This window comes from Paenarthrobacter sp. 10L420 (assembly GCF_056395385.1).
Map to the genome: position 1 here is coordinate 239,798 of NZ_JBFTJK010000004.1, position 13,221 is coordinate 253,018.

Here is a 13,221-nt window from a genome sequence, read left to right on the forward strand (position 1 = left end):
GGCGCACTAAACACCGGTGTAGACGGTCTTGCCCCAGGTGTAGAAGTCCAGGGCGGACCTGCCTTGCTCGCGGAAGGTGTTGGTGGAGGAATCCTTCACACCGCCGAAGGGGACGTTCAGGTCCAGCCCGGCAGTGGGTCGGTTGATCTTCACCACGCCGGCTTGGGCGCGGGCAGCGAAGTCCGTGGCGAGGGCCAGGGAGTCCGTGCAGATGCCGGCGGTGAGGCCGTAGCGGGAATCGTTGATCGCAGCCAAGCCTGCTTCATAGTCGGCCACCTCAAGAACTGCCACCACTGGCCCGAAGATCTCTTCCGTCACGGCTGCGTCGTCGAAGGGCAGTCCGGTGAGAATCGCCGCCGGGAAGAACAGCGCGCCGGCGGGGTCGCCGTCGTGCTGTCCGTGCAGGAGTGTGGCCCCGCGTTCGACGGCGGTACGCACCGCTGCCTGGTCCTGCTCGAATTGCTGCCTGCTCACCACAGCGCCCATTCGGGCGTCCCCATCAAGTCCATCGCCGGTGGTGTAGGCGGCGGCCTCCTGAACCAAAGCCTCGAGGAAGGCGGAGCGGATACCCGGCGTCACGTAGACGCGGGACGTTGCGGTGCACGCCTGGCCGGTCAGGCCGAATGCGCCCGCCGCTACTACCTGCGCAGCCCTGCGGGGGTCGGCGTCGTCCAGCACCAAAACACCGTTCTTGCCGCCCATTTCGAGCTGGACGCGGGCGCGCCGGGCATTGAGGATCTCCTGCAGTCCAAGGCCGACATTGGTGGAACCCGTGAACGACAAGCCGGCAATCCGGGGGTCCCGGGCCAGCGCGTCACCCACCACGCGTCCCTTCCCGTGAACCACGTTGAACACGCCGGCGGGCAGTCCAGCATCCTGTAGGGCGCGCGCCAGGTGGGTTGTGGACAAGGGAGTGAGCTCGGCCGGTTTGATCACCACGGCGTTGCCGCTGATCAGGGCAGGCGCAGTTTTCCACGCCGGAATGGCGATGGGGAAGTTCCACGGGGTAATGAGTCCCACCACGCCTAACGGTTCCCGACGCGTCGTGATGGTGGTGTCCGGCAGGCCGCTGGGCAGGACTTCGCCGGTTGCTGCCCAGCCCAGCGAGCCGAAGAAGCGCAGCACGTCCGAGGCCCGCTTGACCTCACCCTTTGCCTCCGCGAGCGTCTTGCCTTCCTCACGGACCAGGTCCTCGGCGATGGCGTGGTGGCGCTCGTTGAGCAGGTTTCCGGCCGCGATGAGGATGGCGCCCCGGGCTGGTGCGGGCAGGGCCGCCCATGACGGCTGGGCTGCGACGGCCGCAGTGATGGCGGCATCCACGTCCTGGGCGGTGCCGCTGGGTGAGAGGGCTGCGACTTCGCCTGGCCGGGCCGGATTCATTCGCTGTGTGTCCGCGTCGCCGAGCCATTGGCCATTGATGAGGTGCTGGGCGGTGATCGTCTGCGGGTCGGTGATCGCCTGGGGGTCAACTGCTGTGGAAGTCATGATGTTCCTATCGGATTTAAGGGGGAGGCTAGAGGCTGCGGATGAGGCCGCCGTCGCACCTGAGCGCGACGCCGGTGATGTACGACGCCGGCGCGCTGCACAGGAAGGCGGCAGCAGCACCGAACTCGGCAGGTTCTCCATAGCGCCGGGCGGGGATGGTCTTGCGGGATTCGAGCTGGATGTCTTCGAGCGTGGTACCGCGGCGCTTGGCGGCGGCCTGGTCAAGTTGGGTGACCCGATCGGTGGCGATTCGGCCTGGCAGGAGCAGGTTTACGGTGACCTCGTCCAGGGCAACTTCGGCAGCGAGGGTCTTGAGGTAACCGGCCAGGGCAGCCCGTCCAGTGTTGGAGACGGCGAGGTTGGGAAGCGGGGCTGTCACGCCACTGGATCCGATAGCCAGGATCCGGCCCCATCGTCGTTCACGCATTCCCGGAAGCACGTGGGAAACCAAGGCGTGCTGCGGTTTGACCAGGAGATCAAACGCCGCCGCGATGTCATCGGAGCTCAGCGTGGCTGCGGCACCGGGTTTGGGGCCTGGGCCGTTGAGGACCAGGATGTCGATCGGTCCCAAGTCCGCGACCGTCTGTTCCACGGCCGATTCGATGCCCTCGGGCGTGGTCAGGTCTGCCTCGATCGCCACGGCGTCGAAGCCCTTGGTGGAGATGCCCGCAGTATCAGTCCCGTACGCGGCCTGCAGCTCACCGACGATCTCCTTGGCACGGTCCCGACGACGGCCCACGATCGCTACGCGCACGCCTTCGGCAGCCAAAGCACGGGCAACGGCCAGACCCAGCCCGCCAGTGGATGCAGCCACCAAGGCTGTCTTGCCAGCAATTCCCAAATCCATCAGAAGCTCCTTGCCGGGGCGGCGGCATTTTCAAGTGCAGCAGCTGCCTCACGAAGATGTGTGGCCATACTCCGGCGCAAGGCTTCGGGGAAGCCCGCTGCAGGGGCGCGAACACCGGAGTCCTTGATGAGTCCCCGTTCGCGCAGGCATTCCTTGCGAATAGCCAGCGCCACTTTCGCTTGCTGCTCGAAGTTGATCAGCGGCAGATAGGGGAGCAGTTCGCGCTGCGCTGCTTCATAGCCCTCTTGCTGCCATGCCCGCACACAAGCTATGAGGGCTTCGGGGTACGAGAAACCAGTCATTGCGCCTGCTGCGCCGGCCGTCAGTTCATCCAGCAGTCCCTGCCCGCCGAGGCCACCAAAGACTGAAACCCCGACGGCGGCACTCAGCTCCGCGATCGCGACGCTGGTGGGGGGTGCTTCGGCCTTGACAGCAATGACGAAGTCGCAGACCGTGACTACGGAGATCAGGGCAGGCGTGGCAATGCTGACGCCGCTTGCCAGTGGATAATCCTGCAGAACAACCTTGGCGCCAGTAGCCCGGAAGATGGCATCCAAATGCGCAATCACCGTCTCAGGCTTGGCCGAATTGGCCTGCACCATCACTGCTGCCAAGCGTTCTCCGGCAACCTCCTGGGCTGCCCGGACTTCCTCAATGGCGGGCCGGGTAGCCAGGGCCGTCACGCCCACCACCAACGGCAGCGCGGTGCATTCGACGGCGGTTTCCAGCACTTGCTGGCGTTCCTCAGCCGTCAGTGCGGCTGCTTCGCCGAAGACTCCCAGCACGGTGAGTCCCGTGGCGCCGATGGACTCGTAGTGCTCAACGAGTTCGGCCAAGCTGTCCAGGTCGACGTCCAGCGTGCTGCCCTGGAATGGCGTGGCAACAACGCCCCACACTCCCGGAGCCAACGATTTATGGTTTAGGGATTCGGGCGCGACTGATGGCGGCATCGGTATCTCCTTTTATTTCCTTTGAAATGGTTTTTGTTGGCGAGGCGGGTCAGTGGCAGGTCAGGTCATTGGTCCTGCCGGATCACTAAGCCAATCAACGCCCCGGCCAGATCGGCGCGCGCTTTTCCTGGAAAGCGCGCACTCCTTCAGCGGAGTCTTCACTGTCCAGCGCCGCCATAAGAGCCGGCAGTCGCAGGCCGCGGGCTTCGGTGGCCGTCAGATGGGAAGTCTGCGTGACCATCTGCTTCACGGCACGGACCGAAGTGGGTGCGCACGCCAGGACCTGGTCCACCCAACGCTGCACAGCGGCGTCGAGCTCTTCAACAGGAACTACCTCGTTGACAAGACCCATGGATTGCATCTCGGCGGCGCCTGCCTTGCGGCCTGTCAGGAGCATCCCCATGGCCTGGGTATACGGGATCCGCCGCACCAACTGGTGGATGCCGCCGTCGAGCGCCAACCGCCCAACGCGAGGTTCCGTCAAGCCGAACTTCGCGGTGTCGGCTGCCACCACGATGTCGGCACCCAGCACAATTTCCATGCCGCCGCCCAGGGCGTAGCCGTTGACCTTGGCGATGACAGGGACGTCCAAGCTGGTGCGCAGGCTCAGGCCGCCGAAGCCGTTGGGGTCCAGGCCGGCCCAATACTCCAGGCCGGTCTTGTCCACGGCCGATGCCGACATGTCGGCACCAACGCAGAAGGCACGGGACCCAGCACCGGTGATGACAACCGCACGTACGGACGGGTCCTGCTCAAGCTGCGCCCAGATCTCGTTGAGCCGTGCATGCGTGGCGGCATCCACGGCGTTGAGGACGTGTTGACGATCGATGACCACCGTCGCCACGTGGTTCTCGATGGTCAGAGTGACGGTATCAACCGGCGCCTCAACTGGTGCTTGAACTGCTGTCGCCGTCATCGCAACACACCCAGCTGCTGCAGGCGCTCGATCGCCTCTTGGTCGAAGCCGTTCTCCAGCAGGACCTCCACATTGTGCTCACCAAGTCGCGGTGCGGCGCGGCGGATAGTGGGCGGTGTAGCGGAGAGCCGGATGGGAGCGTTCAGCATACGGACAGTGCCGATGCCGGGGTGCTCTGCCTCCACGATCATCCCGTTGGCCTCTGTTTGCGCATCCGCCAGTGCCTGTTCCAGAGTGTGGACGGGAGCGTTGAGCAGCCCCTGCTCCTCAAGCTGGTGGGTCCAATACTCGGTGGTATTGGTGGCGATGCGCTCGCGGAAGATGGCCTGCAGCGCGGGCTTGTTCTTGAACTGCTGCTCCAGGTTGGCGAACTCGGGACGCTGGGTGAGGTCCTCGTCCAGGCCAAGCGCTTCAGAAATCCTGGCCAGGGGATCGGGCGTGAAACCACCCACCATGCACACGGCGCCGTCGGTGGTTTCGAAGACACCGCTCAGCGGCATCGCACCCCAGTTGACCTCGTAGCCACGGTTGAGCTGCATGCACGCTTCCTGCATCTGCAGGTGCAGCATGGAGTCGTACATGGTCACCTCCACCTTCTGGCCCACTCCCGATGCCTCGCGTGTGCGCAGCGCCAGAAGGATGCCCTGCATGAGGTGCATGCCGGTGATGTAATCGCACAGGGTGGTGGGGTAGATGGAGGGCTTGGCGTCATCGGATTCCCGGCGCCACATCACTCCGGAATACGCTTGCGCGATCGCGTCCTGGCCACCTTTATGCGCGTAGGGTCCCTCAGGACCGAAACCGGTGCCAGAGGCCCAGATGATTCCCGGGTTCGCAGCTTTCAGGTCCTCGTAGCCGAAGCCCATCCGTTCCATGACTCCGGAGCGGAAGTTGCTGACCACAACGTCTGCATCAGCTATGAGCCGGTGCAGCACCTCGCGCCCTTCGTCTGTGCGCGTGTCCACGGAGACGCTGCGCTTGTTCCGGTTGATGGACAGGAAGATCGGGTTGTCCTGGCCGTCCTGGTCGGGGAAGGAATTGCGTGAAATGTCGCCTGCGCCGGGGCGTTCCACCTTGATGATGTCCGCACCGTAATCGCCCAGTAGTTGGGTGCAGGAGGGGCCCATGAACACCTGGGTGAAGTCCACGATCTTGATGCCGTCCAGCGGCAGCGGGGTAACTGCCGCCGCAGCTGTGGTGCCGGTGGCAGCGGCGGTGGGTGCCGGCGTCGTGCTTTCAGTCTGATCGAGGAGGACGGTGCTCATGCCGGCACCGCCGTGGTTACGTCGACGCTAGCGTTCGACGACGGGACGTCGCCCGGGTCTGCACCATGCCGGCGCATGCCCTGCTGGATATCCAGCGCGGAGACGTCTCGGACCAACACGTTGTTTTCTACGGCGAGGGCCGCTGCAACGCCGACGGCCTGGCCCATTGCCATGCAGGGCGGGATCTCGCGCGACATTTTCTGTGCCTCCGGGGTGGCGGAGTAGTGGCGGCCGGCGACCAGGAGCTGGTCCACTTCCTTGGGGAGCAGCGAGCGGTACGGGTAGTAGTAGTCACGGCCGCGGGCAACGGTGTCCGCGAAGTGGCGGCGCTGGGTGACGTCGTCCTTGGTCATGACGTACTCGCCTTGCAGGAGGCGGGTTTGGCGGACGCCCATTTGGGAGGCGACGTCCAGCATGTAGCAGTTTTCGAAGCCAGGCAGGTTGGCGCGGACGTATTCCACGGCCTCGGAGATGCGGTCCCTGGCTGCGAACTCAGCGGCAGTCATGTCCGCCGGGTCAACGCCGTCGAATCCGCTCATGTGCGGAGCGTTGCACCAGACCACGCCGTCGATGGGGGTCTTGAGCCACCAGAGTTCCCACGCGCCGCCGAGGAGGCGCTTGATCTTGCGGTTGATGGCCCGCGCTTCCTTGGGGTTGGCCTGTTCGAAGGCTTCGGCTGCCTTGGTGTTCACATTGCCGAGGCGGAAGACCAGCGTGGTGAGGTAGTTGTCCTTGGCATAGCTGGCGCCGGCGCGCGAGGCGACGTCAATGTCACCGGTGGTGTCGATCACGACGTCGGCCATGAAGGCCTGCGGGCCCAGTTTCGTTTCGCAGATGACGCCCTTGATCACGCCGTTGTCCACGATGGGACGGGAGAACCAGGAGTGCAGTCGGAGGTCCACGCCAGCCTCGCGAACGAGGTCGTTGGAGACGCGCTTCCAGCCGTCGGGATCGAAAGCCGCTGCGTAACAGATGGGCTTGGGGTTGGTGTGGGAGTGGAAATCGAAGGTGCCGTAGCGGCCCCACTTGTTCCAGAGTTCCTCGGACGTTTTGCGGTCATCGGCGGGCGGGACGATTGCCAGGCCAAGCTTCTGCAAGCGCTCCACGTACTCGGAGACGATGCCCGTGACGGTGATTTCCTGGCCGTTGATCATGTCATCGAGAACCAGGACCATGCCACCGGAGGCCAGGCCGCCCAGGGATGAGTAGCGTTCCAGGAGCGTGACTTTGGCTCCCGAGCGGGCAGCGGTAACCGCCGCGGCGACGCCTGCGGGACCACCGCCGACTACCAGGACGTCGGATCGTGAGATGACCGGGGCGGTAAGGTCCGCCGTCGTAGTGCTGAGTTCAAGGGTATTCATGGGAGGTTCCTTACTTTCCGACGAAGATGCCGTTGGAGCGGCGTGCGGCGAGGTAGAAAACGATGCTGAGGATGGAGAGGACGGCCACGTAGACCGGGAAGATCCAGGTGAGGTTCAGGGACTGGAACCAGACCAGAAGGTAGGAAGCGGTGCCGCCGAACAGGGCTACGCCGATGCCATAGCCCAGGGCCACACCGGTGCCGCGGATGTTCTTGGGCATCAGGGATGAGCTGACCACGTTGTAAAGGGTCATGTTCAGCACCAGGACGATTGAGCCGCCCAGGAGGACTGCGGCGAATCCGCCAATGCCTGGCTGGACGTACATCAGCATGAGGAACACGGACGGGATGGCGAGGATGCGGGTCACCAGGAACCAGCGGGACATTGCTTTGCCGTCGGCCAGCTTGCCGATGATCCAACTGCCCACTACGAGGATGACGGCCAGGATGGTGGTGAGGGCGAAGACCGCGGTGGGATCTTCCTTGAAACCGCTGCGGGCTGCGGTGGGAAGGCCAACGTTCCAGGCGTAGTTGTAGGCCTGTGCTGCGCCCACCACGAAGATGATGGCAAGGACGGAGAGCCAGTGCTTACGGACTCCGGACCACACGGCACGTGGAGTGTTCGTGGCCATTTCCTCGGCCTTGAGGGTTTCCGGCAGGGAGCGGCGGAGGTAGAGAACCACAAAACCGAAGGCAGCGCCGATGATGAACGGCACACGCCAGCCCCAATCGGCCATGGCTGCGCCGCCGAGGACAAGGCTGCAGAGGAAGCTCACCAGCGAGGCCAACAGGATGCCGATGTTCACGTAGAAGGACATGATGCCGGCCACGTAGCCTTCGCGGCCTTCCGGGGCGAGCTCTACAGCGTGGGAGGTGGAGAGCGGGGCTTCGATTCCTGTGGAGATACCTTGCAGGACGCGGCACACCAGCAGGATGACGCCGGCCCAGGCGCCGATGGTGGCGTAGTTGGGCGTGATGGCAATGACCAGCGTGGTGCCGGCCATGAGCATGATGGACAAGAGCATGACCCGACGCCGGCCGATCCGGTCGGCAAGCGTCCCCAGCAGTATGCCGCCAAGGGGGCGGAAGGCGAACCCGACGGCGAACACGGCCAGTGCGTTCAACGTGGCGGAGAGTGGCTCGGTGTTGGGGAAGAAGTTCGGTCCGATGAAGGCTGACAGGAGGCCGAAGACCATCCAGTCGTACCATTCAAGGGCGTTGCCGAGGCCCAGGCCCAGCAGTCCTTTGCGGACCTGGGGAGTGAACTTTGCGTTGGCGGGGGAGGAGTGGCTGGTGCTTTGTGACGGGACGGCGTTGTCCGTCGTTTGGGTGTTGAGCATGGAAGTGTCCTTACGCTGACGCCCCGGAGGGCGTGGGAGGGTATGACGCAGGAACGCCTGTTGGAGGAGGCGTGTTGTGCGAAAGTGGCAAGGATTGTCTGCGGCCACGGTTCGTGTCCGGACAGTTAAGGGAAAACGCTGGCGCCGTTGAGGGGCAGCAGTGTTACCACGCGTGTGGTGCGTTGACCCAGATGGCTACGCATACCTCTTCGTAGCTGTTCTTGTACCAGTGGGGGATCTCTGAGGAGTAGGTGATCGAGTCGCCCTCTTCGAGGCTGTAGCAGACGCCGTCCAGATAGACGTCCTTACGGCCGGAGATGATGTAGCAGAACTCTTCACCGCTGTGGGTAAAAGGGGTTGCGCTGGTGTCGTGCCCTGGGGGCGTGCTGATCCACTGCGCTTCGATGCTTCCGTCGCGGTTGGGGGTCAGCAGTTCGTGTACGGCTTCGCCCACGGATTCGCGGGTGACGTTCTTCAGGTTGCGTCGATCGGATCTGCGGACCACGGGTGAGCTGGATTGGTCCTGGCCAATGAAGAATCTCCCTACAGGGATATCCAGGCCGTGGGCCAACTGGGCCAGCGTGGTGAAGGAAGGGTTGGCCATTCCGCGTTCGATTTGGCTGACGATCGCCTGGCTGAGGCCGGTGATGTCCGAGAGTTGGGCGAGGGTCAGGCCCTTTGCCTTGCGCATGGTGCGCACCTTGTTCCCCACAGTTGCCAGCAGTTCGCTGGTGGCTGGCGGTGCAGGAGTCTCGGTAGTCATTGCCGCATCCTTCGTTGGTGAGCTAACTCACACAACTATAGTGAAGATTTTTAGCGAGTCAATGGTTTTCTTTATTTTCGTGAAGATCTTTAGGAAAGTGAGGGTTGGAGTTCGCAAATCGTGCCGAACACGAAGGCCTCGATCATCTGCACTTGCGGCCTGAGTTCCTGAAGATGCCCGGCGTTGGGGAGGAGCCTGATGCTGATCTCCAGTTCCGTGGCCAAGCGGCGCATGCAGATTGCGCCCACCATGTGGCTTGATGTCTTCAGGCTCAGCACGGCGTCCATGGCATCTTCCATGTCCAGGTTGTTCAGTGCGTGATGCAGGCGGTCAACCCGCCATGGCAGGAGATCTACGTAGTTGCGGACGAACGTGCTGACGATGGATTTGTCTCCGCCAAGTTCTGCCTGGAGTTCGGTGAGGGCGGTGGGATCAACCAGTGAGTCTGTGCACTCGTCATACTCAGACACCAAACCCCTCCCGCCTCCGAACAATAGATTCACGATTCAACAGTAGGTCCCGGGGAAGTATCGCAACGCCTGAAATCGAAAGCTTGATCCAATCTTGAGCGGACTCAGAGGGAGTCTTGATCGAAGCCGCTGAAAGTAAGTAAAAGTACTTGAATAATTGCTGAATCGGGGGATCAAGGCGTGGACAGAGGATTGGAAATCAGCATGAACGGTGGTGTTCGACCCTCCCTGGGTCTCATGGTCATCATCGTTTTTTGCCTGACGGTGCTGCTGGGAATCGGTGGAACGTCAGCGTATGCGTTGTGGGAGCAGGGCTCCCGAACCACCGCCGATCACTCGGCCGAATCCGCTGGTTCGGCCACCCCGTAGAGCGTTCTGCCCTCCAAGAACGCTGTCAGCCGTTCTTCGAGGACTGAGCTGTCCCGCAGCTCGCACTCCCACACCGTCAGCACCTCCCAACCGGCCGTGTTCAGTTCTTTTCTCTGTGCGAGATCGCGTTCACGGGTCCGCGTGCGCTTCGTCTCCCAGAACTCCGCATTGGCAGTGGGGGAGTGCAGGCCAACCTTGCAATCATGGAAGTGCCAGAAGCAGCCGTTGACGAAAATGACCTTGTGGCGGCCGGAGAACACCAAATCCGGGCGGCCCGGCAGCTTGGTCCCACCAGCCTGCCCGTGCAGCCGGTAGCGGTATCCCTTGGCATGCAGGAGTTTCCGGACCAGTAACTCGGGCTTGGTGTTTTTGCCCCGGATCCTCGACATGTTTCGGCTGCGCTGCTCAGGCGTCAGCAAGTCCCGGCTCTCGCCCATACAGTCCAGCCTACCTACCCAAATTCGCTAGGGGTGGGTGACGTTGACCGTCCGGGGAGCTTGGAAGGACAGCAGCCGGAGCCATTCGGGGTTGGGGTCCCCGAGTCGAACACCCTTGAGTGCCGCGGTAGTCTCGTGAACCACGACGGCGGCCTCCAGTTCGGCGAGTTTCGCACCTAGGCAGCGATGGATTCCTGAGCCAAAAGCCAGGCCGTAGGGTGTGGGTCCCTGATGGTCGGCCCCTTCCCCGGAAGATTCCCCGGCGGCCCACGGAAAGCCGTGGTTCCCCGTCAGCTCCACCAGGATTTCTTCCCCTGCAAGGATTGGCTCGCCGTTGAGCTCGGTATCGCGTGCGGCCACCCTCCGCCAGGTAGGCACAGAAGATTCAGTGGCCAGCACATGCCGAACAATGTCCCGCGCCTTGGCATTGGAGGAGGCTTCGTCCCAGGAAATTCCCCGGGAGCCCTCGGCCAGCCGGAAGAGAGTGGTGCTGATGAGCTGCGTGGTGGTCTCCTGGCCAGCGATGAGCAGGAAGTAACCCAAGGAACAGATCTCCGGCGTGCTGAGCCCATGGTCTGCGAGTGCCCTGAAAAGGTTAGGCTCCGGGGCGGAAACGGCTTCAAGTACCAGCTCCCGCAGCCAGGTGTAGAAGTCGGCCGCGGTGTGGGCCAGCTCGAGTTGCCGTTCGGGATCCGGCCATCCCCAGAACAGCTCAAGGGAATCCAGGCTCCACGCCTTTAATTGTGGAAGGTCGCGGACCGGAAGGCCCAGCATTTCCAGCATGATGACTGCCGGGGGATAGGCGGCCACTGCCTGCACCAAGTCAACGCTTCCTGCCGAGCTGAGGAGCTGGGCTGCGCCGGCGGCTGACTCTAGGGAGAGCTGCCGGATGCGGGGTTCCATGGCAGCGACTTTGGCGGGAGTGAAGAAGCCCGCAACTACCTTGCGGATAGCGGCGTGCGACGGGGAGTGGTTGCTGGCAAGGACGGGTGGAAGGGCGAACCGCGCCTTCTGCAGGACGCGGAGGGCCTGCCCGCTCAGTGGCGTCACCGCCAGGAGTGCGTTGGCTGGGGTGAAGTCGCCAGGCCGGTGAAGGACCTCGCGGACTGTATCCGGATCGCGCAGCACCTTGTAGGGGCATGTGGTGATGGTGCTCATGCCGGCACCCCTTCAAGCCAAGAGGCTGCCTGTTCGCGGAACACTGTGGGATCCATTCCGGCGGCTTCGTTCCGGATGGCACCCAGCAGTGGTACGGGCCAGTCCGAGATGGTGGCACGGTTGCTACGTTCCACGGCGCCAGGGACCGCTGGCCAGCTGCCAAGCACTACACCCACCACCGGCAAGCCCCTCCGATCGAGGGCTTCGAGCGTCAGCGCCGTGTGGTTCAGGGTGCCTAATGACGGCCGCGCCACCACGGCGAAGCCAGCCGAATCGCCAAGGAGTGTTCCGAGGTCAGCCAGCGTCCCGCCGTCGTGGTCCAACTCCACCAGCACTCCGCCGGCACCTTCCACAAGGACGTGGTCATGGGTGTTGGCCAGTGCGCGGATTCGCTGGGCATGCGAAGCAAGCTGCGGCAGCGCCACTTCGTCACAGGCAGCAGCGGGGACGGGGGCCAGCGGCTGTTCCAGGACGATGCCGGCCTCGGCCGTGAGCGGGCCGGCGAGCCGCACCACTTCCGCACAGTCCGAATCGCCGTCGACGTTGCCGCTTTGGCAGGGCTTGTAGACCGCTACCGAGCAGCCGCGCTGCTTAAGCGCTGCGGCGAGTGCCGCCGTCGTAATGGTCTTCCCGACGCCGGTATCAGTACCGGTCACCAGGATGATGCGGGGAAGTTTCATGAGGTTCGCTCCAGGATGTCGCGCAGCACTGAGCAGGCGTGGTCGAGGTCGGTGGGGGTCAGGTTTGCCCGGGCTGTGAGCCGCAGGCGGGAGACGCCGTCCGGCACTGAAGGTGGACGGAAACAGCCCACCTGGACGCCGGCAGCATACGCGGCGTGCCTCGCAGCCAAGGCCGCCTCCGCTGAAGGCATGGGGATGGATTGAACTGCTCCGGCAGAACGCTCGACGGCGGCTGAGCGTCCCAGCCTGGGCTGCAGTTGGGCGGCGAGAGCGGCTGCGTTGTGATGGACGGCCGCGGCGCGCCAGGGTTCCTGCTGGATGATTCCGACGGCGGCCAAGGCAGCAGCCGCCGCGGGTGGGGCCAACGCGGTGTCGAAAATGAAGCTCCGCGAACGGTTTACCAAGTGCTCTCGCAACAGGCTTGAACCAAGCACGGCCCCACCTTGGCTGCCCAAGGCTTTGGACAGGGTGGCCGTGCGGACGACGCCCGGATGGTCCGCCAGGCTGGTGCCAGCCACCGCGCCGCGCCCTTGAAACGGGCCGACGCCGGCAACGCCCAGGCTGTGGGCCTCGTCGATCAGCAATACGGCGTCGTGTTCCTGGGCGAGGTTGAACAGCTCTTGCAGTAGAGCAGCGTCGCCACCGACGCTGTAGATGGACTCAACAACCACCAAGGCCCGCGGCTGTGTCCGTCCTTCCAGGAGGCGTGCCGCGTCCGCAGCGTCATTGTGCTTGAATTCCCGCACTTCGGAGCGGCTCAGCCTAAAACCATCGATCAACGAGGCATGACAGTGCTCGTCCGCCACAATCAACGTTCCGGGACCACCCAAAGCCGTGGTGACACCCAGATTTGCGAGGTAGCCGGAGGAGAACACCAACGCAGCCTCCGCTCCCGTGAACAGGGCAAGGTGGTGCTCCAACTCAAGATGCAGTTCCGTGGTGCCGGTGACCAGCCGGGATGATGCAGCGCCAGTGCCCCAGCGCCTGATCGCGTCCGCGGCAGCCTCCGCCAGGCGCGGATCCGTAGACAGGCCCAGGTAATCGTTGCTGGCGAGGTCGATCATCAGGCGGTGTCCGTCTTCTTTGCCCGAGGCGGCCTGCGGGCCACGCACCGTCGGGTTCCGGACCAGCCCACGGCGCTCGCGGACCTCTGCCTGTTGCTCCAACCAGGCGGTCATGGA

At 63.9% G+C, this 13,221-nt stretch carries 14 protein-coding genes; 1 reads left to right on the forward strand and 13 read right to left on the reverse strand.

Features of this window, described 5'->3' with window-relative positions; all coding sequences use genetic code 11:
• Window positions 1-6: 6 nt before the first annotated feature.
• The 9 genes from AC1DD5_RS09475 to AC1DD5_RS09515 all read right to left on the reverse strand — a co-directional run bounded on the left by AC1DD5_RS09475 (window position 7) and on the right by AC1DD5_RS09515 (window position 9,396).
• Complete coding sequence (locus AC1DD5_RS09475) at window positions 7-1,485, reverse strand: aldehyde dehydrogenase family protein (protein ID WP_477521233.1); 1,479 nt, start codon at window positions 1,483-1,485, stop codon at window positions 7-9.
• Window positions 1,486-1,513: 28 nt separating this feature from the next.
• Window positions 1,514-2,332 carry an SDR family oxidoreductase gene (locus AC1DD5_RS09480; RefSeq protein WP_477521234.1) on the reverse strand — a complete coding sequence of 273 codons (819 nt, stop codon included), beginning with the start codon at window positions 2,330-2,332 and terminating at the stop codon, window positions 1,514-1,516.
• Window positions 2,332-3,282: a dihydrodipicolinate synthase family protein gene (locus AC1DD5_RS09485; protein WP_477521235.1), complete on the reverse strand. Its 951-nt coding sequence runs from the start codon at window positions 3,280-3,282 to the stop codon at window positions 2,332-2,334. Before AC1DD5_RS09485 ends, AC1DD5_RS09480 begins: the two co-directional genes overlap by 1 nt.
• Window positions 3,283-3,376: 94 nt before the next feature.
• Window positions 3,377-4,198 carry an enoyl-CoA hydratase-related protein gene (locus AC1DD5_RS09490; protein WP_477521236.1) on the reverse strand — a complete coding sequence of 274 codons (822 nt, stop codon included), beginning with the start codon at window positions 4,196-4,198 and terminating at the stop codon, window positions 3,377-3,379.
• Window positions 4,195-5,463, reverse strand: a complete 1,269-nt coding sequence (locus tag AC1DD5_RS09495) for a CaiB/BaiF CoA transferase family protein (protein ID WP_477521237.1) — start codon at window positions 5,461-5,463, stop codon at window positions 4,195-4,197. The genes AC1DD5_RS09490 and AC1DD5_RS09495 overlap by 4 nt, the downstream gene beginning before the upstream one ends.
• A complete protein-coding gene (locus tag AC1DD5_RS09500) occupies window positions 5,460-6,824 on the reverse strand; it encodes an FAD-dependent oxidoreductase (RefSeq protein WP_442002459.1) in 1,365 nt (454 codons plus the stop codon). The genes AC1DD5_RS09495 and AC1DD5_RS09500 overlap by 4 nt, the downstream gene beginning before the upstream one ends.
• 10 nt (window positions 6,825-6,834) lie before the next feature.
• Window positions 6,835-8,163, reverse strand: a complete 1,329-nt coding sequence (locus tag AC1DD5_RS09505) for an MFS transporter (RefSeq protein ID WP_477521238.1) — start codon at window positions 8,161-8,163, stop codon at window positions 6,835-6,837.
• A 163-nt stretch (window positions 8,164-8,326) separates the two neighbouring features.
• Window positions 8,327-8,926, reverse strand: a complete 600-nt coding sequence (locus tag AC1DD5_RS09510) for a helix-turn-helix domain-containing protein (RefSeq protein WP_442002461.1) — start codon at window positions 8,924-8,926, stop codon at window positions 8,327-8,329.
• An 89-nt stretch (window positions 8,927-9,015) separates the two neighbouring features.
• Window positions 9,016-9,396, reverse strand: a complete 381-nt coding sequence (locus AC1DD5_RS09515; protein ID WP_477521239.1) for an Hpt domain-containing protein — start codon at window positions 9,394-9,396, stop codon at window positions 9,016-9,018.
• Window positions 9,397-9,576: 180 nt separating this feature from the next.
• Between AC1DD5_RS09515 and AC1DD5_RS09520 the strand changes: the two genes are divergently transcribed.
• Window positions 9,577-9,765, forward strand: a complete 189-nt coding sequence (locus AC1DD5_RS09520; protein ID WP_477521240.1) for a hypothetical protein — start codon at window positions 9,577-9,579, stop codon at window positions 9,763-9,765.
• Here AC1DD5_RS09520 and AC1DD5_RS09525 read toward each other — a convergent pair.
• From AC1DD5_RS09525 to AC1DD5_RS09540, 4 genes are read right to left on the reverse strand one after another with little or no spacing between them, the layout of a single operon-like run.
• Window positions 9,729-10,202: a very short patch repair endonuclease gene (locus AC1DD5_RS09525; RefSeq protein WP_477521241.1), complete on the reverse strand. Its 474-nt coding sequence runs from the start codon at window positions 10,200-10,202 to the stop codon at window positions 9,729-9,731. The two genes, AC1DD5_RS09520 and AC1DD5_RS09525, sit on opposite strands and share 37 nt — an antisense overlap.
• A gap of 27 nt (window positions 10,203-10,229) precedes the next feature.
• Entirely contained in the window at window positions 10,230-11,360 is a 1,131-nt protein-coding gene (locus tag AC1DD5_RS09530) for a cytochrome P450 family protein (RefSeq protein WP_477521242.1), read from the reverse strand.
• Window positions 11,357-12,040 (reverse strand): dethiobiotin synthase, encoded by a 684-nt coding sequence (gene bioD, locus AC1DD5_RS09535; protein WP_477521243.1) that lies wholly within the window; start codon window positions 12,038-12,040, stop codon window positions 11,357-11,359. Before bioD ends, AC1DD5_RS09530 begins: the two co-directional genes overlap by 4 nt.
• Window positions 12,037-13,218, reverse strand: a complete 1,182-nt coding sequence (locus AC1DD5_RS09540) for an 8-amino-7-oxononanoate synthase (protein ID WP_477521279.1) — start codon at window positions 13,216-13,218, stop codon at window positions 12,037-12,039. Before AC1DD5_RS09540 ends, bioD begins: the two co-directional genes overlap by 4 nt.
• Window positions 13,219-13,221 lie beyond the last annotated feature (3 nt).